At 70.5% G+C, this 15868-nt stretch carries 16 protein-coding genes, 1 tRNA gene and 1 pseudogene; 12 read left to right on the top strand and 6 right to left on the bottom strand.

Annotated elements, in window-relative coordinates; translation table 11 throughout:
* Positions 1 to 87: 87 nt before the first annotated feature.
* Positions 88 to 1365 (bottom strand): PTS transporter subunit EIIC, encoded by a 1278-nt coding sequence (locus OHA65_RS14945; protein WP_327283615.1) that lies wholly within the window; start codon positions 1363 to 1365, stop codon positions 88 to 90.
* Positions 1366 to 1627: 262 nt separating this feature from the next.
* Positions 1628 to 2929 (bottom strand): PTS transporter subunit EIIC, encoded by a 1302-nt coding sequence (locus OHA65_RS14940; protein ID WP_327283614.1) that lies wholly within the window; start codon positions 2927 to 2929, stop codon positions 1628 to 1630.
* A 201-nt stretch (positions 2930 to 3130) separates the two neighbouring features.
* Here OHA65_RS14940 and OHA65_RS14935 point away from each other — a divergent pair, with 201 nt between their 5' ends.
* The 4 genes from OHA65_RS14935 (at position 3131) to rdgB (ending at position 5460) form a co-directional block, all read left to right on the top strand.
* Complete coding sequence (locus OHA65_RS14935; RefSeq protein ID WP_328765193.1) at positions 3131 to 3409, top strand: PTS glucose/sucrose transporter subunit IIB; 279 nt, start codon at positions 3131 to 3133, stop codon at positions 3407 to 3409.
* Between the two features lie 162 nt (positions 3410 to 3571).
* Entirely contained in the window at positions 3572 to 4297 is a 726-nt protein-coding gene (gene rph / locus OHA65_RS14930; protein WP_030299875.1) for a ribonuclease PH, read from the top strand.
* A gap of 132 nt (positions 4298 to 4429) precedes the next feature.
* Positions 4430 to 4816 carry a hypothetical protein gene (locus tag OHA65_RS14925; protein WP_327283612.1) on the top strand — a complete coding sequence of 129 codons (387 nt, stop codon included), beginning with the start codon at positions 4430 to 4432 and terminating at the stop codon, positions 4814 to 4816.
* 38 nt (positions 4817 to 4854) lie between these two features.
* A complete protein-coding gene (gene rdgB, locus OHA65_RS14920) occupies positions 4855 to 5460 on the top strand; it encodes an RdgB/HAM1 family non-canonical purine NTP pyrophosphatase (RefSeq protein WP_327283611.1) in 606 nt (201 codons plus the stop codon).
* 79 nt (positions 5461 to 5539) lie between these two features.
* Here rdgB and OHA65_RS14915 read toward each other — a convergent pair.
* The 3 genes and pseudogenes from OHA65_RS14915 to bcp form a co-directional block, all read right to left on the bottom strand.
* Positions 5540 to 5622: transfer RNA gene (locus OHA65_RS14915), tRNA-Leu, on the bottom strand.
* Between the two features lie 52 nt (positions 5623 to 5674).
* Positions 5675 to 5773: pseudogene (locus tag OHA65_RS14910) on the bottom strand (HNH endonuclease); the annotation flags it as partial.
* Positions 5774 to 5874: 101 nt separating this feature from the next.
* The gene (gene bcp / locus OHA65_RS14905) at positions 5875 to 6342 is read right to left on the bottom strand and encodes a thioredoxin-dependent thiol peroxidase (protein WP_327283610.1); all 468 of its coding nucleotides are present in this window, start codon (positions 6340 to 6342) and stop codon (positions 5875 to 5877) included.
* Positions 6343 to 6482: 140 nt separating this feature from the next.
* On the opposite strand from bcp, the gene OHA65_RS14900 reads away from it, so the two are divergent.
* The 3 genes from OHA65_RS14900 to OHA65_RS14890 all read left to right on the top strand — a co-directional run bounded on the left by OHA65_RS14900 (position 6483) and on the right by OHA65_RS14890 (position 7676).
* Complete coding sequence (locus OHA65_RS14900) at positions 6483 to 6800, top strand: DUF3618 domain-containing protein (protein ID WP_327285658.1); 318 nt, start codon at positions 6483 to 6485, stop codon at positions 6798 to 6800.
* Between the two features lie 91 nt (positions 6801 to 6891).
* Complete coding sequence (locus OHA65_RS14895) at positions 6892 to 7194, top strand: co-chaperone GroES (protein ID WP_048475576.1); 303 nt, start codon at positions 6892 to 6894, stop codon at positions 7192 to 7194.
* Positions 7195 to 7355: 161 nt separating this feature from the next.
* Positions 7356 to 7676 carry a multidrug efflux SMR transporter gene (locus OHA65_RS14890; RefSeq protein ID WP_030158619.1) on the top strand — a complete coding sequence of 107 codons (321 nt, stop codon included), beginning with the start codon at positions 7356 to 7358 and terminating at the stop codon, positions 7674 to 7676.
* Between the two features lie 46 nt (positions 7677 to 7722).
* Here OHA65_RS14890 and OHA65_RS14885 read toward each other — a convergent pair whose 3' ends face one another.
* Positions 7723 to 10185, bottom strand: coding sequence for a transglycosylase domain-containing protein (locus tag OHA65_RS14885; RefSeq protein ID WP_371643657.1), 2463 nt, complete (start codon positions 10183 to 10185; stop codon positions 7723 to 7725).
* Between the two features lie 177 nt (positions 10186 to 10362).
* On the opposite strand from OHA65_RS14885, the gene OHA65_RS14880 reads away from it, so the two are divergent.
* The 5 genes from OHA65_RS14880 (at position 10363) to OHA65_RS14860 (ending at position 15815) form a co-directional block, all read left to right on the top strand.
* Positions 10363 to 11190: an ABC-2 family transporter protein gene (locus tag OHA65_RS14880; RefSeq protein WP_328762882.1), complete on the top strand. Its 828-nt coding sequence runs from the start codon at positions 10363 to 10365 to the stop codon at positions 11188 to 11190.
* Positions 11183 to 12160, top strand: a complete 978-nt coding sequence (locus tag OHA65_RS14875) for an ABC transporter permease (protein WP_371643655.1) — start codon at positions 11183 to 11185, stop codon at positions 12158 to 12160. Before OHA65_RS14880 ends, OHA65_RS14875 begins: the two co-directional genes overlap by 8 nt.
* Positions 12161 to 12167: 7 nt before the next feature.
* Positions 12168 to 13145 (top strand): ATP-binding cassette domain-containing protein, encoded by a 978-nt coding sequence (locus tag OHA65_RS14870; RefSeq protein ID WP_327283606.1) that lies wholly within the window; start codon positions 12168 to 12170, stop codon positions 13143 to 13145.
* A 222-nt stretch (positions 13146 to 13367) separates the two neighbouring features.
* Positions 13368 to 14051, top strand: coding sequence for a DUF1707 domain-containing protein (locus OHA65_RS14865; protein ID WP_327283605.1), 684 nt, complete (start codon positions 13368 to 13370; stop codon positions 14049 to 14051).
* A gap of 429 nt (positions 14052 to 14480) precedes the next feature.
* Entirely contained in the window at positions 14481 to 15815 is a 1335-nt protein-coding gene (locus OHA65_RS14860) for a DUF445 domain-containing protein (protein WP_371643653.1), read from the top strand.
* The last annotated feature ends 53 nt before the right edge of the window (positions 15816 to 15868 follow it).

Below are 15868 nucleotides of genomic sequence, written 5' to 3'. Positions count from 1 at the left end.
GTAAGGCGCGTAAGGCGCGCGCGCCGCGTACGACGAAGCCCCCGCCCTCCCGAGAAGGGAGAGCGGGGGCTCGCGTGTGCGCGATGCCTACTTGGCCTCGGCCTTGAGCAGCTCGGCGAGTTCCTCGTCGGACTCGCGGCCCGGCGTCGGGATGTTGAACTTGCTGATCGCGACGCGGAAGATCACGTAGTAGAGGGCCGCGAAGCACAGGCCGACGACCGCCAGGCCCAGCGGGTTGGTCGCCTTGCCCAGGTTGAGCAGGTAGTCGACCGCGCCGGCGGAGAACCCGAATCCGTCCTTCATGCCGAGCGCCCAGGTCAGCGCCATGGAGACACCGGTCAGGACCGCGTGGATCGCGTACAGCACCGGGGCTATGAACATGAAGGTGAACTCGATCGGCTCGGTCACGCCGGTGACGAAGGCGGTGAGCGCGAGCGAGAACATCATGCCGCCGACGACCTTGCGGCGCTCGGGGCGGGCCGCGTGGGTGATCGCCAGGCAGGCCGCCGGGAGGGCGAACATCATGATCGGGAAGAAGCCCGTCATGAACTGGCCGGCCGTCGGGTCGCCGTGCAGGAAGCGGGCGATGTCGCCGTGGTAGTCGGTGCCGCCGTCGGTGTAGGAACCGGCCTGGAACCAGGGGAACGAGTTCAGCAGGTGGTGCATGCCGATCGGGATCAGCGCACGGTTGGCGACACCGAAGATGCCCGCCCCGACGGCACCGGAACCGACCAGCCACTCACTGAAGCTGTGCAGTCCCGCACCGAGCACCGGCCAGATGAGACCGAAGACGATGCCGATGACCAGACCGGCGAAGGAGGAGAGGATCGGGACGAGACGGCGCCCGCCGAAGAAGCCCGCCCAGTCCGGCAGCTTGGTCCGGTAGAACTTCTGGTAGAGCAGCGCGACGACGATGCCCATGACGACGCCGCCGAGGACACCGGCGTTGACCGGGGCCTCGACGTTCACGATCTTGCCGTCGAGGACCTTGGCCACCTTCGGCAGGTGCGAGTCGGTGAATGTGGCGAGCACCTTCTGGAAGACGAGGTAACCGGCGACCGCGGCCAGCGCGGTGGAGCCGTCCGACTTCTTCGCGAAGCCGATGGCGATACCGACGCAGAAAAGCAGCGCCATGTTGCCGAGGATGGCGTCGCCACCCGCAGCCATGTAGCCCGCCAGCTTCTGGACGAAGTCCGGGAAGGACGCGCGGGCCAGCATGTCGTCCTGGCCGAAGCGGACCAGGAGCGCGGCGGCGGGCATCACCGCGACGGGGAGCATGAGGCTGCGGCCGATGCGCTGCATGACAGCCATCGCGCCGGAGCCCTTCTTCTTCTGGGCCGCGGGGGCGGCGGCAGCCGTGGTCACAACTTCCTCCAGAGGGCAAGGCGCCGCCGGAGGACATGGGACGGCGACGTCTTCGTTGGGGGTACGCGGTTCCCGATGAGGGCGCGTGGTCTACACCAATTGCTGGTGTAGACCAGTTGTAGCATGGTCGGGGATAGATAAGGAACCTTCGATTTCCTGTGGTCTACGCCACATTCCGCCCGTGGCGGCGACTCGCGGTCCGGGACAAGCGGAAGGCCCCCGGATCCGTGGGATCCGAGGGCCTCGCGCGGCGCGGTGACCGTTATGCCTTCGTGTTCTCCGCCTGCATCGCCGCGATCTCCTCGTCCGACTCCCGTCCCGGGGTCGGGATGTCGAACTTCGTGATCGCGAAACGGAATACGGCGTAGTAGACGACGGCGAAGCCCAGGCCGATCGGAACGATCAGCAGCGGCTTCGTCGCCAGGCCGAAGTTGATGACGTAGTCGATCAGCCCCGCCGAGAAGCTGAAGCCGTCATGGACGCCCAGTGCCCACGTCACTGCCATCGACACGCCCGTCAGCACCGCGTGGATCGCGTACAACACCGGTGCCACGAACAGGAACGAGTACTCCAGGGGCTCGGTGATGCCGGTGACGAAGGACGTCAGGGCCACCGACAGCATCAGGCCGCCGACCTCCTTGCGCCGTGCCGGCTTCGCGCAGTGCGTGATCGCCAGTGCCGCCGCCGGGAGCGCGAACATCATGATCGGGAAGAAGCCGCTCAGGAACTGCCCCGCGTTCGGGTCGCCCGCCAGGAACATGTTGATGTCGCCGTGCACCGTCTGCCCGTCCGGCTTGGTGTAGCTGCCGAACTGGAACCACACCGGCACGTTCAGGAACTGGTGCAGGCCGATCACCAGCAGCGCGCGGTTGGCGACGCCGAAGATGCCGGCGCCCCAGGAGCCGAGCCCCACCAGCCAGTCGGAGAAGCTCTCCAGCGCGTCGCCGACCGGCGGCCAGATCCACAGGCAGAGCGCTGCGAACCCGATCGCCACGAACGCCATGATGATCGGGACCAGTCGGCGGCCGTTGAAGAAGCCCAGCCAGTCCACCAGCCTGACCCGGTGGAAGCGCTGCCAGAACCAGGCTGCGAGCAGGCCCATGATGATGCCGCCGAACACTCCCGGGTTCTGGTAAGTGAACTCCACGAAGGTGTTGTTCGGCCCCAGGCAGCCGCCGCCGATGTTCGCGGTGCCGACCGGGCAGATGTTGGGGAAGGCGTGCAGAACGCCCCGGTAGACGAGGAAGCCCGCCACCGCCGCGAGCGCGGTCGAACCGTCAGCCTTCTTGGCCATGCCGATCGCGACGCCGATGCAGAAGAGCAGCGGCAGGCCGAGGTCCGCGTTCAGCAGGGCGCCGCCCGCGGCCACCATCACCTTGGACACGATCGTCCACTTCAGGCCGTCCGCGCCGAAGACGCCGGGCTGCCCGAGTCCGTTGAGGAGTCCGGCCGCGGGCAGCACCGCGATCGGCAACTGCAGGCTCCGCCCCATCTTCTGCAGCCCCGGGTACAAGCCGCTCCACCACTTCGGCCGTGGTGCTTCTGCGGCGCTGCTCGCGCTCATCGGCGTCCTCCCTGGCGGGCCCGTTTGGGCAGGTGCGTCCCGTGCGGCACACTGGTGTAGACCACTTATGATGCGGTCGCATCCACCCGCCCGGAGGGCAGGTTGCTGCTGATCGTCATCATTCGGCAGAAGCTGGACCCGCGCTCGCGTAGCTGGGCCAACAGTGGGCTACCGTGACAAAGCGGGCCGCGCTGGCTGGACCTGGACCGCCGAGACTCGTTCTTCGTAGAACTCAGGGAGAAACGCATGGCCACCAAGGCTGAGAAGATCGTCGCCGGGCTCGGCGGCATCGAAAACATCGAAGAGATCGAGGGCTGCATCACCCGCCTGCGCACCGAGGTCGTCGACCCCGAGCTCGTCGACGAGGCCGCCCTGAAGGCCGCCGGCGCCCACGGCGTCGTCAAGATGGGCACGGCGATCCAGGTCGTCATCGGCACCGACGCCGACCCCATCGCCGCCGACATCGAAGACATGATGTGAGCTGAACACCCGCTCGCAACACCGCCGGCACGGTGGCCGCACACCCGCCGGCACACCCCACGAGACCCCGTCCCGCACGCACCCGGACGGGGTCTTCGCGTGGAAGCCGGGGACTTCGCCCACGGACACGGGCCCGGGCCGGCACCGACTAGGCTCGGACCCATGTCTCGCATCGACGGCCGCACGCCCGAACAGCTCCGCCCGGTCACCATCGAACGCGGATGGAGCAAGCACGCCGAGGGCTCCGTCCTCATCTCCTTCGGCGACACCAAGGTCTTCTGCACCGCCTCCTTCACCGAAGGCGTCCCGCGCTGGCGCAAGGGCAGCGGCGAAGGCTGGGTCACCTCCGAGTACTCGATGCTGCCCCGCTCCACCAACACCCGCGGCGACCGCGAATCCGTACGCGGCAAGATCGGCGGCCGCACCCACGAGATCTCCCGCCTCATCGGCCGCTCCCTGCGCGCCGTCATCGACTACAAGGCCCTCGGCGAGAACACGATCGTCCTGGACTGCGACGTCCTCCAGGCCGACGGCGGCACCCGCACCGCCGCCATCACCGGTGCCTACGTCGCCCTCGCCGACGCCGTCGCCTGGGGCCAGCAAAAGAAGCTGATCAAGGCCGGCCGCAAGCCCCTCACCGGCACCGTCGCCGCCGTCAGCGTCGGCATCGTGGACGGCGTCCCGCTGCTCGACCTCTGCTACGAGGAAGACGTGCGGGCCGAGACCGACATGAACGTGGTCTGCACCGGCGACGGCCGCTTCGTCGAGGTCCAGGGCACCGCCGAAGGCGAGCCCTTCGACCGCAAGGAGCTCAACGCCCTCCTGGACCTGGCCGCCGGCGGCTGCGCCGACCTCGAAGCCATCCAGCTGGGCGCGCTCCAGCTCTAGCCGGCTCGCGGCGGGCGCCAGCCAGAACCGCAGAGGGCGCTCGGGCGTCCTCCTCTACACGGGCGCACGGTGTCAAAGCCGTGCGCCCGTCCTCGCACCCACGTTCTTCCCGGCCCCTTGGAGACCCGAACCATGAACCCGAAGCACCGCATAGCGGCGGTCGTCCTCGCAGCGGCCCTCGCCGTCCCGGCGCTGACGTCCTGTGACGCGATCTCGACGGCGATGGACTGCGCGAACACGGCCGTGGCCATCACCGACGGCGCGGGCGACCTCCAGCAGGCGGTCTCCCAGGCCGGCAACAGCCCCCAGGACGCCCAGAACGCGTTGAACCAGATCGAGACGAACCTCAAGAAGGTCGGCGACCAGACGGACAACGCCGACCTGAGCAAGGCCGTCGCTTCCATGACCACCGCGGTCAAGAACGTCCGCACCGCCATCGAGAACGGCAACCCCAACCCGGACGTCCAGCCGGTCGCCGACGCGGCGAAGGAACTGTCGAAGGTGTGCACCCCGGGCTGACCCGCGCCCGCTCGCAGCCGGCCGGAATAATGGGCGCCATGACCAGCCGCCTGATCCTCGCCACCCGCAACGCGGGCAAAGTCGCCGAGCTCCACGCCATCCTGTCCGACGCCGGCCTGCCGTACGAGCTGGTCGGCGCGGACGCGTACCCCGAGATCCCGGACGTCAAGGAAACCGGCGTCAGCTTCGCCGAGAACGCCCTCCTCAAGGCCCACGCCCTGGCCCGGGCCACGGGCCTGCCGGCGATCGCCGACGACTCGGGTCTGTGCGTGGACGTCCTGAACGGCGCCCCCGGCATCTTCTCGGCGCGGTGGGCGGGCACGCACGGCGACGACAAGGCGAACCTGGACCTGCTGCTGGCCCAGCTCGGGGACATCGCCGACGAACACCGCGGGGCCCACTTCGCGTGCGCGGCGGCCCTGGCGCTCCCCGACGGCACCGAACGCGTCGTGGAGGGCCGCCTCCTCGGCACCCTGCGCCACACCCCGGCGGGCACGGGCGGCTTCGGCTACGACCCGATCCTCCAGCCGCAGGGCGACACCCGCACCTGCGCGGAACTCACCCCGGCGGAAAAGAACGCCATCTCCCACCGGGGCCAGGCCTTCCGCGCCCTGGTCCCGTTCATCCGCGCCCTGGTGGGCTGACCTCCCCACACACACGCACACGCACACGCCGAAGGCCCCGTCTCACTTGCGTGAACCGGGGCCTTCGTTCCAAGGTTTGTGCGGCCGATGGGATTCGAACCCACATGGGCTTTCGCCCAGAGGCACCTAAAACCTCCGCTTATACCATTCAGCAACGACCGCTCGCGCCGCAATCCTAGCCGGAGGGCGGCGCTTTGTGTTCCCAGTTGTGCCCCTATCGGCGGTGGCGCCCTCCCCGGCACCGGGTGCTGGTGACGGCGTGGCAGTTGGGGCACAGCAGTCGCAGGTTCTCGCGACGGTCGTCACCCCAGTCGCGCTCCCGCGTGTACGGGCTCACCGCCATCGTTGCCCCTCCGATGAACGGAGCGGCCCGCACCGGGTGGTGCGGGCCGTGCAGGGGGGCGTGCGGCGACGTCAGATGCCCAGGTCCTTGATGATCTTGGCTACGTGGCCCGTCGCCTTGACGTTGTAGAGGGCGCGTTCGACCTTGCCCTCCTCGTCCACGATCACCGTCGAGCGGATGACCCCGGTCACCGTCTTGCCGTACAGCTTCTTCTCGCCGTACGCCCCGTAAGCCTCCAGGACCTTCTTCTCCGGGTCGCCGACCAGGGTGACCTTCAGGTGCTCCTGCTCGCGGAACTTCGCCAGCTTCTCCGGCTTGTCCGGGGACACGCCGATCACGTCGTACCCGGCCTCGGCGAGCACGGCCAGGTTGTCCGTGAAGTCGCAGGCCTGCTTCGTGCAGCCCGGCGTCAGCGCCGCGGGGTAGAAGTACACGATCACCTTGCGGCCCGCGTGGTCGGCGAGCGAGACCTCGTTGCCGTCCGCATCGGGCAGGGTGAAGGCGGGGGCGGTGTCGCCCGGCTGGAGTCGCTCGCTCATGTCAACAGTCTCCTCGGGAGGGGATCGGTACGGTCCGAGACTAAGCTGACAGACTGTCCATGGTGGGCTACGCCCCCCACGACGATCACGACCGAGCACGACCGAGCACGACCGACCACGACGACGACGGAGGCAGCGCGGTGCCGGAAGCCAGGACCCCCGCACAGATCGAGGCGGACATCGTCCGCCGCCGCGAGCAGCTCGCCGAGACGCTCGACGAGATCGGCGTGCGCGTGCACCCGAAGACGATCATGGGGGATGCGAAGGCCAGGGTCGCCTCGACCGTCGACCACACCGCCGGGCGTGCCGTCGTCGCCGTGAACCGTCTCCTGACGGACGTGCGGGACGGTCTGCGGAACGACGACGGCACCCCGCGCTTCGAGCGGATCGTGCCCGTCGCGCTGCTCGCCGCGGGTGTGATCGGCGTGCTCGTGACCTCGGCGCGGCGCAAGCGCTGATGACCCTGCGGCGCACGGGCGGGGCGCGGACGGGTAGGTTCGTGGCGTGAGCGACGACACCAACACCACCCACGACAAGCTGCCGATCCGCATGCTGCACGACCGTGTGCTCGTGAAGTCCGACTCGCCCGAGGGCGAGCGGCGCTCGGGCGGCGGCATCCTGATCCCGGCGACCGCTGCCGTCGGCAAGCGGCTGGCCTGGGCCGAGGTGGTCGCGGTCGGGCAGAACGTACGCAGTGTGGAGCCGGGCGACCGGGTGCTGTACGACCCCGAGGACCGGGCCGAGGTCGAGGTGCGGGGTGCGACGTACGTGCTGATGCGCGAGCGGGACCTGCACGCCGTGGCCGCGGAGCGGCTGGAAGGGTCCAAGGACTCCACCGGGCTGTACCTCTAGATCGTTTCCCGTGCAAAAGGGCCGGTGACCGGTGTCACCGGCCCTTTTGCACGGGTTTTGCTACGGTGGTGGGGAACCCCGACGAGACGCGCCGTACCGGGTGGCCGTGGCTGCAAGACAAGACGACGCACCCCGTTCGCTCTCGTTCCGGAGGTGCCGTCATGGCCTGGGTCCTGCTTCTCGTCGCCGGTCTGCTTGAGGTCGGCTGGTCGATCGGTATGAAGTTCACCGAGGGCTTCACCCGTTTGTGGCCCAGCGTGTTCACCGGTGCCGGGATCGTCGCCAGCATGGTGCTGCTCTCGTACGCGGCCAAGACCCTGCCCATCGGTACCGCGTACGGCGTGTGGGTGGGCATCGGTGCGGCCGGGGCGGCGGTGCTCGGCATGGCGGTGCTGGGTGAGCCCGTCACCGCCGCCCGGATCTTCTTCATCTGTCTGTTGCTGGTGGCCGTGGTGGGGCTGAAGGCGACCTCCGGGCACTGACCACGGGCCACCGGCCACGGGCCGATGACCACCGGCCTTCCGGCGCCTATTCCAGGTACTCCGACGGCGGACGGCCGCGCCGGCCGCCCGTGACGCCGCCCAGGACGCCGGCCGTGGTGCCCGTCGTGGTACCGCCCGTCGTCCCCGTGGTCGTTCCGGTGGAGGTGCCCGTGTCGGTCCGGCCCCCGGTGGTGTCGCCCTCCGTGCTCTGGCCGTCGGTGTTCTGCCCCTGGTCCTGGCCCTGCTCCTGGCCCTGGTCCTGGCCGCCCTGGTCCTGGCCGGCGGTGGGCGGCGTCGGCCGGTTCGGTCGGTTCGGTCGGCTCGGCGGTGCCGGGGGTTGCGAGGTGCTCTCCTCGTCCGGCGTCGGCTCCGGGTTGCTCGGGACGAACGGCGGCGGCGACGGGGCCGCGCCCGGCTGGAGTTCGAGGTCGAAGTCCAGGGGGTCGCTGCCCTCCAGGGCCGTCTTCGTGTACTGCGCCCAGATCCGGGCCGGGTAGCCGCCGCCCCCGATCCGGGCCTCGCCGAGCGCCCCGTACAGGGATTCCAGGGCTCCCGTGTCGGGGTCCTGGCCCATCATCGAGACGACCGTGACCAGGTCCGGGGTGTAGGCCGCGAACCAGGCGGAGCGGTCCAGTTCGCCGGTGCCGGTCTTGCCGGCGGCCGGGTGTCCGGCGGCGAGGGCGGCCGTACCGGTGCCGTTGTCGACGACGGAGACCAGCATGGACGTGGTGGTGTCGGCGGCTTCGCGGCTGATGACCTGCTTCGGGGTGCGGTCGGGCAGGGGGACGTCGGCGCCGCCCTTGGTGATCTTCTCGACGAGGGTGTACGGGGTGCGGCGGCCGTGGTCGGCGAGGGTCGCGTAGGCCTGGGTCATGTCCAGGACGCTGGCCTGCATGGTGCCGAGCGCCATCGCGGGGCTCGCGACGAAGTTCGGGGTGTCCTCGGGGACGCCGAGGTCGATGGCGGTCCGCTTGACCTTGGCGGTGCCGACGTCGACGACCATCTGCGCGAACACGGCGTTGACGGAGAGGTCGGTGGCGGTGCTGACGGGGATGTTCCCGTAGGAGATCTGGCCCTCGTTCTCGGGGGCGTAGGGGGTGCGGGTGCCGACGACGCGGCGCTTGTTGTCGCCGTTGTAGACGGTGTTGGGGGTGATCAGCCGACCGTCCTGGGTGCGGGAGTCGTTCTCGACGGCGGCGGCGAACACGAACGGCTTGAAGGTGGAGGCCACCTGGTAGTCGTGCCGGGTCGCGTTGTTGACGTACTGCTTCGTGTAGTCGACGCCCCCGTACATGGCGACGACCTTGCCCGTGGCCGGGTCGATGGAGACCCCGCCCGCCCGGACGACGCGGTCGGCCTTGCGCGCCTCCGGGTCGAGCTCGTCGGCCATCTTCTCCTCGACCGCGTCGACGAAGGCGTTCTGGCGGCGCCTGTCGATGGTCGTGGTGATGCGGTAGCCGCCCTCGGCGAGGGTCTTCTCGTCGAGGATCTTGTGTTCGACGACGTAGTCCTTGACGGCCTCGACGAGGTAGCCGCGCTGGCCGGAGAGTCCGGCGGCCGGGCGGACCTTGCCGGGTTCGGGGAACCGGGTCGCGGCCCGCTCGGTCGCCGGCAGCCACTGCTTCTTGACCATGCCGTCGAGCACGTAGTTCCAGCGGGCGAGCGCGCGGTCGCGGCTCTGCGGGTGGGACACGACGTCGAAGGCGCTGGGGGAGTTGAGGAGGGTGGCGAGGTACGCGCCCTCGGCGGTGGTGAGTTTGCCGACGTCCTTGCCGTAGTACGCCTGGGCGGCGGCCTGGATGCCGTACGCGTTGCGGCCGAAGTAGCTGGTGTTCAGGTAGCCCTCAAGGATGTAGTCCTTCGACTTCTCGCGACCGAGCTTGATCGCGATGAAGAACTCCTTGACCTTCCGCTTGATCGTCTGTTCCTGGCCCAGGTAGTAGTTCTTGACGTACTGCTGGGTGATGGTCGAGCCGGACTGGGTGCCCTTGCCGGTCGCCGTGTTCCAGGCGGCGCGGAGCATCGCCTTCGGGTCCACCGCCCGTTCGGAGTAGAAGTCCCGGTCCTCGGCGGCCAGTACGGCTTCCTGCACCGTGCGGGGAATCTGCGACAGCGGGACGTTGACGCGGTTGACCTCGCCGTCGCGCGCGAGCTGGGATCCGTCGGCGTAGAGGTAGAGGTTGGACTGTGCGGTCGCGGCGGCGTTGGCGGGCGGGATGTGGACCAGCAGGTAGCCGGCCACCAGGGCGCCGACGACCAGCAGGGCGAGCAGCAGGACGGCGCCGAGGACCATGCGCCAGGTGGGAATCAGGCGGCGCCAGCCGGTCCGCTTCCGTCTCCGCTCCGCCCTCTTGGCGTCCTTGCGGGCCCGCCTGCCGCTCCGGGAGCCCTCGGGGCTCCGGGACGCGCTCGACGGCCGCGGCTGCGGCCGCGCGGGAGGTCCTGCGGGGCCGGCCGGCGCGTCCGGGTCACGAGGCGTCCAGCCCGGTGGTGGTGACTGGTCGCTCATCGCCAGGACTCCTCGACACTGCCGTACGAAATATCCACGTCTGTACCTCATGCTGTCTACCCGATGGCCACTCATTCCGCGTCGGACGGGCGTAAATCGGTCGCGTGGATCGCCCCTCCGCACTAAGCTCGCGCGCTTTGGCCGACGTAGGAACGACCGGGAAAACGGAGGGATACGGTGCGCCAGGGAACGGCTCGCAGGGCATGGCTCTATCCGGCCGTCGCGGCCGGCGGGTTCCGGCGGTACGCCACCTACGGGACGGCGACGGCGGCAGGGGTGTTCACCAACACCGTCTTCGGCTTCATCCTCGCCTACACGTACGTCGCGTTGTGGGACGAACGACCCGGGCTGGGCGGCTACGACCAGGCGCAGGCCCTGACCTTCGTCTGGGTGAGCCAGTCGCTGCTCGCCGCGGGCGCGCTCATCGGCGGCGGCTTCCAGGAGGAGATGCAGGAACGCATTCGTACGGGTGACATCGCCGTCGACCTGTACCGGCCGGCCGACCTGCAGATGTGGTGGCTGGCGGCCGATCTGGGGCGGGCGGGCTTCCAGTTGCTCGGGCGCGGGGTGGTGCCGCTGCTCGCGGGGGCGCTGGCGTTCCAACTGGCGCTGCCTGCCGATGCGCTGCGCTGGCTGCTGTTCCTGGTGTCCGTACTGCTCGGGCTGCTCGTCAGCTTCGCGGTGCGGTACCTGCTGGGGCTGGCCGCGTTCTGGCTGATGGACGGGACGGGGATCAACCTGATGGCCGTCGTCGTCACGATCTTCTTCTCGGGGATGCTGCTGCCGTTGACGGTGTTCCCGGGCGGATTCGGCGAGTTCGTCCGCCTCCTCCCGTGGTCCGCGATGATCCAGGTGCCGCTGGACGTGCTGATGGGCGAGCACGCCGGTGCGGGGGGCGCGGTGGGGGCGTTGGGCTTCCAGGCGGGGTGGGTGCTCGTACTGCTGGGCGCGGGACGGCTGTTGCAGTCGGCGGCTACGCGGAAGGTGGTGGTCCAAGGTGGCTGATGCGCTGGGGGCGTCGGGTGCGGCGGAGGTGGCGGAGGTGGCGGGCGCAGCGCCGGGCGCGGTGGCGGGCGCGCGGCGAGGGGGTGGCCTGCCGTTCGACGGGGCGATCGGCGTACCGATCGGCGTACCGATCGGCGTACCGATCGACGTGCCGAAGCGGAACCGGGCCGTGGAAGGGCTGCGCGGCTACGGGCTGATCGTGGCGATGTGGGTCCGGTCGACGATGACGTACCGCACGTCGTTCTTCCTGTCCGCCTTCGGGAACGCGGCGATCCAGCTCCTCGACTTCGTCGCGATCTGGATCATGTTCTCGCACGTGCACGCGCTCGGCGGCTTCACGCTGCCCGAGATCGCCTTGCTGTACGGGTCCTCCTCGATCTCCCTGGGGATCGCGGACCTGGTCCTCGGCAATACGCACCGGGTCGGAGCCCGCATCCGCGACGGCTCGCTCGACACCATGCTGGTGCGCCCGGTCCCGGTGCTCGCACAGGTCGCCGCGGACCGCTTCGCGCTGCGCAGGGTCGGGCGGACCGGGCAGGGGCTGGCGGTGCTGGTCTGGGCGGTCGTGGCCCTGGACGTGGACTGGACGGCCGCGAAGGTGCTGCTGATGCCCGTGATGATCGTGGCCGGGGCGGCGATCTTCGGGGCGGTGCTGGTGGCCGGGGCGGCGTTCCAGTTCGTCGCCGGGGACGCGGCGGAAGTGCAGAACTCCTTCACGTACGGCGGGAACACGATGCTCCAGTACCCGCCGACGGTGTTCGCGGCGGACCTGCTGCGCGGGGTCACCTTCATCGTGCCGCTGGCCTTCGTGAACTGGCTGCCCGCCCTGTACGTGCTGGGGCGGCCGTACCCGCTGGAGCTGCCGGGGTGGGTGGCGTTCCTGAGCCCGCTGGTGGCGGTGGTGGTGTTCGTACCCGCGTCGCTGGCGTGGCGCGCGGGTCTTCGTTCGTACCGGAGTACGGGGAGCTGAGCTGAGAGTGGCGGGCACGAGCACGAGCACGGATGTGCTGATCGCGTTGGACGGGGTCGAGAAGGTCTTCGACGTACGCCGCAGGGTGAGTCTGATGCGCCGGGAGAAACGGCAGGTCAGGGCTGTGGACGGAATCAGCTTCGAGGTGGCGCGGGGGGAGGTGGTCGGCTACATCGGGCCCAACGGCGCCGGGAAGTCGACCACGATCAAGATGCTGACCGGCATCCTCACCCCCAGCGGCGGCCGGCTGCGCGTCGCGGGCATCGACCCGGCCCGGGAGCGGATGCGGCTCGCGCACCGGATCGGGGTGGTGTTCGGGCAGCGGACGACGCTGTGGTGGGACCTGCCGCTGAAGGACTCGTACGGGCTGATGCGGCGGATGTACCGGATCCCCGAGGCCAGGTTCAAGGAGAACCTGGAGCGCTGCGTGGACCGCCTGGACCTGGCCGAGTTGCTGGACGTACCGGTGCGGCAGCTGTCGCTGGGCCAGCGGATGCGCGGGGACATCGCGGCGGCACTGCTGCACGATCCGGACGTGCTGTACCTGGACGAGCCGACGATCGGGCTCGATCTGGTGAGCAAGACCAAGGTGCGGGGCTTCCTGCGGCAGTTGAACGAGGAACTCGGTACGACGGTGCTCCTGACGACCCACGACCTGCAAGACATCGAGCAGTTGTGCGAGCGGGTGATGGTGATCGACCACGGGCGGTTGATGTACGACGGGCCGCTGACCGGGCTGCACTCGATGGGGGAGAGCGAGCGGACGCTGGTGGTGGACCTGGAGCGGGAGTTTCCGGAAATCAGCGTGGCGGGGGCGCGGGTGGTGAAGGTGGACGGCCCGCGGCAGTGGCTGGCGTTCCCGGCGGGAACCTCGGCGGCGCCGCTGGTGGCGGAGGTGGCGGCGCGCTATCCGCTGCTGGACCTGTCGGTGCGGGAGCCGGACATCGAGGACGTGATCGCGCGGATGTACGCGGGACGCGATTGAACGACGCCGGACTTCGGACCGGGGCCCGGGTCCGCGGCCGGGTCCGCGGCCGGATGTGCGGCCGGATGTGCGGCCGAGGCCGGGGACCAGGGTCGGGGACCAGGGTCGGGGACCAGGGTCGGGGACCAGGGTCGGGGACCAGGGATAAATCAGGGGCGAGCGGGGGTCCGGGCAGGGGTTGGGCCATACAACTCCCTTGCGTGGCTGCATAGGCTGTTCCCCATGACTGACGAGCGGCCGGAGAAGCCGTTGCCGGAGTTGAGGGCGTCGGACGCCGACCGCGAACGGGTGGTGGAGCGTCTGCGGGACGCCGTCGCCGAGGGCCGGATCGACATGGAGGAGTTCGAGGAGCGGCTGGAGGTCGCGTACACGTCGAAGACGTACGCGGAACTGGAGCCACTGACCCTGGACCTGCCGGCGCCCGGCGGGGCGCCGATGCCGGTCGGGGCGGCCGCCCCGGTGCCTGCGGACGGCTCGTGGCCGTCGCGGATCGGCGGCGCGGGGGTGCCGGCGTCCTCTTCGGCGGCGGTGGCGGTGATGTCTTCCTTCCAGCGCAAGGGCAACTGGACGGTGCCCGCCCGCCTCGACGCGGTGGCGTTCTGGGGCAGCGGCGAGCTCGACCTGCGCGAGGCGAACTTCGCGGAGCGGGAGGTGGTCATCAACTGCGTCGCGATCATGGGCGGCATCGAGATCACCATCCCGCCGGGCGTGGATGTGGACGTCCGGGGCTTCGGCTTCATGGGCGCCTTCGACCAACGCGCCACTCCGGGCCCGCCCGCCCCGGGCGCGCCGAGGGTGGTCGTGACGGGCCTGGCCTTCTGGGGCGGCGTGGAGGTCAAGGTGAAGCCGCCCAAGACCCCCAAACCCGTCAAGGGCACCCGCCCCAACCTCCGCAAGGAGCTGTAGGAGCCGGGAGCCGGGCCGGAGCCGGCGCTTGAGCCGTGCTGGAACCGCGGTCGGGGATGGGTCGGAGCTCCGCCGGAGCCCGCTGCCCGGCCTCTGCCTGGGTCGGCTGCCCGGGCCTCTGCCGGGGTCGCATGGGCCTGCCGCCCGGACCGGCTGCCTGGGCGTGCCGTATGGGCCTGTCGCCTGGCGGTGTCGCCTGGCGGTGTCGCTCGGGCCCGCCGCTCGGGCCCGCTGTCCAGGCCCGCCGCCCGGGCGTGCCGCATGGGCTCGTCGCAGGGGCGTGCCGGGGCCTTGCGCTGGCTCGACGGGCCTGGGTGGAGTGGGTGGCCTCCCGCGCCCCGGTCGGTGCGGTACGGGCGGCGCAGCCGCTGGGCGCGGGAGGAAATCGGCGCGCCGGGAACTCCTCGGGGCTCCGGGGAGTCGGATGCTATGCAGACAAACCCGGCGCTCGGGGGAAGGGAGGAGCACGTGGACAACCGCATCACGGGGACCAGTCCTGGCGGCTTCGTGTTCAGCGAGGCCGACGAGGAGCGCCGCCGCGGCGTCCGCCGCATGAAGACGACCGCCACCGGCCTGCTGGCCCTGGTCGCGCTGGTCTACGTACTGACCACCTGGGCGGAGCACACCGGGGCCGGCGCCTGGGCCGGCTACGTCCGGGCCGCCGCCGAGGCCGGCATGGTCGGCGCGCTCGCGGACTGGTTCGCCGTGACCGCACTGTTCCGGCGGCCCCTCGGCCTGCCCATCCCGCACACCGCGATCATCCCGACCAAGAAGGACCAGCTAGGCGTCTCCCTCGGGGAGTTCGTCGGGGAGAACTTCCTCTCCCCGGACGTGGTCCGTGCCCGCCTCCACGCCCTCGGCATCGGCGCCCGCCTCGGCGCCTGGCTGGCCGAGCCCGCGCACGCCGACCGCGTCACGGCCGAGTTGGCCACCGCACTGCGCGGAGCCCTGACCGTGCTGCGCGACTCCGATGTCCAGGCCGTCGTCGGGGAGGTCATCACCCGGCGGGCCGAGACCGCCGAGATCGCGCCCGGGATCGGCAAGACCCTGGAGCGGGTCGTCGCGGACGGCGGGCACCGCCGCGTCGTCGACCTCGTCTGCGTCAAGGCCCACGACTGGCTGGTGACGCACGGGGACTCGGTGATGGGAGCGGTCCAGGGCGGCGCGCCCGGCTGGACCCCGCGGTTCGTGGACCGCAAGGTCGGCGAGCGCGTCTACAAGGAACTGCTCCGCTTCCTGACGGAGATGCGGGACATGCCGGAGCACCCGGCGCGCGGGGCGGTGGACCGGTTCCTGGCGGACTTCGCGGCCGACCTCCAGTCGGACACGGACACCCGGGCACGGGTGGAGCGGTTGAAGTCGGAGATCATCCAGCGCGGGGAGGTCCAGGACGTGATCGCCTCCGCGTGGACCGCGATCCGGTCGATGATCATCTCGGCGGCGGAGGACGAGCAGAGCGAGCTGCGGCTGCGGGTCCGGTCGTCGCTGCTGTCGCTGGGGGCGCGACTGGCCACGGACGGCCGGCTCCAGGACAAGGTGGAGGGCTGGATGGAGGGCGCGGTGGTGTACGTGGTGACCACCTACCGGGCCGAGGTCATCTCGCTGATCACGGACACGGTGGCCGGGTGGGACGCGGAGCACACGTCGCGGAAGATCGAGGCCCACATCGGCCGGGACCTCCAGTTCATCCGCATCAACGGCACGGTGGTCGGCGCCCTGGCGGGTCTGCTGATCTACACCCTGTCCCAGGCCTTCGGCGCGTAGCCCAGCCCGGTTCGCGGGCCGGGCCGCACTCCGGCCCGGCCCGGCCCGCGGTC

The organism is Streptomyces sp. NBC_00045 (genome assembly GCF_045041095.1).
Taxonomy (GTDB): domain Bacteria; phylum Actinomycetota; class Actinomycetes; order Streptomycetales; family Streptomycetaceae; genus Streptomyces.
This window is presented reverse-complemented; position numbering and strand designations above follow the sequence as displayed.

What these genes read in the sequence shown, in the direction of transcription:
- OHA65_RS14895 (WP_048475576.1), top strand. Translation starts at nt 6,892, where the DNA reads ATGCTGCACGACCGTGTGCTCGTGAAGTCCGACTCGCCCGAGGGCGAG.
- rdgB (WP_327283611.1), top strand. Translation starts at nt 4,855, where the DNA reads ATGACCAGCCGCCTGATCCTCGCCACCCGCAACGCGGGCAAAGTCGCC.
- OHA65_RS14940 (WP_327283614.1), bottom strand. Translation starts at nt 2,929, where the DNA reads ATGAGCGCGAGCAGCGCCGCAGAAGCACCACGGCCGAAGTGGTGGAGC.
- bcp (WP_327283610.1), bottom strand. Translation starts at nt 6,342, where the DNA reads ATGAGCGAGCGACTCCAGCCGGGCGACACCGCCCCCGCCTTCACCCTG.
- OHA65_RS14860 (WP_371643653.1), top strand. Translation starts at nt 14,481, where the DNA reads ATGCAGACAAACCCGGCGCTCGGGGGAAGGGAGGAGCACGTGGACAAC.
- OHA65_RS14925 (WP_327283612.1), top strand. Translation starts at nt 4,430, where the DNA reads ATGAACCCGAAGCACCGCATAGCGGCGGTCGTCCTCGCAGCGGCCCTC.
- OHA65_RS14865 (WP_327283605.1), top strand. Translation starts at nt 13,368, where the DNA reads ATGACTGACGAGCGGCCGGAGAAGCCGTTGCCGGAGTTGAGGGCGTCG.
- rph (WP_030299875.1), top strand. Translation starts at nt 3,572, where the DNA reads ATGTCTCGCATCGACGGCCGCACGCCCGAACAGCTCCGCCCGGTCACC.
- OHA65_RS14890 (WP_030158619.1), top strand. Translation starts at nt 7,356, where the DNA reads ATGGCCTGGGTCCTGCTTCTCGTCGCCGGTCTGCTTGAGGTCGGCTGG.
- OHA65_RS14885 (WP_371643657.1), bottom strand. Translation starts at nt 10,185, where the DNA reads ATGAGCGACCAGTCACCACCACCGGGCTGGACGCCTCGTGACCCGGAC.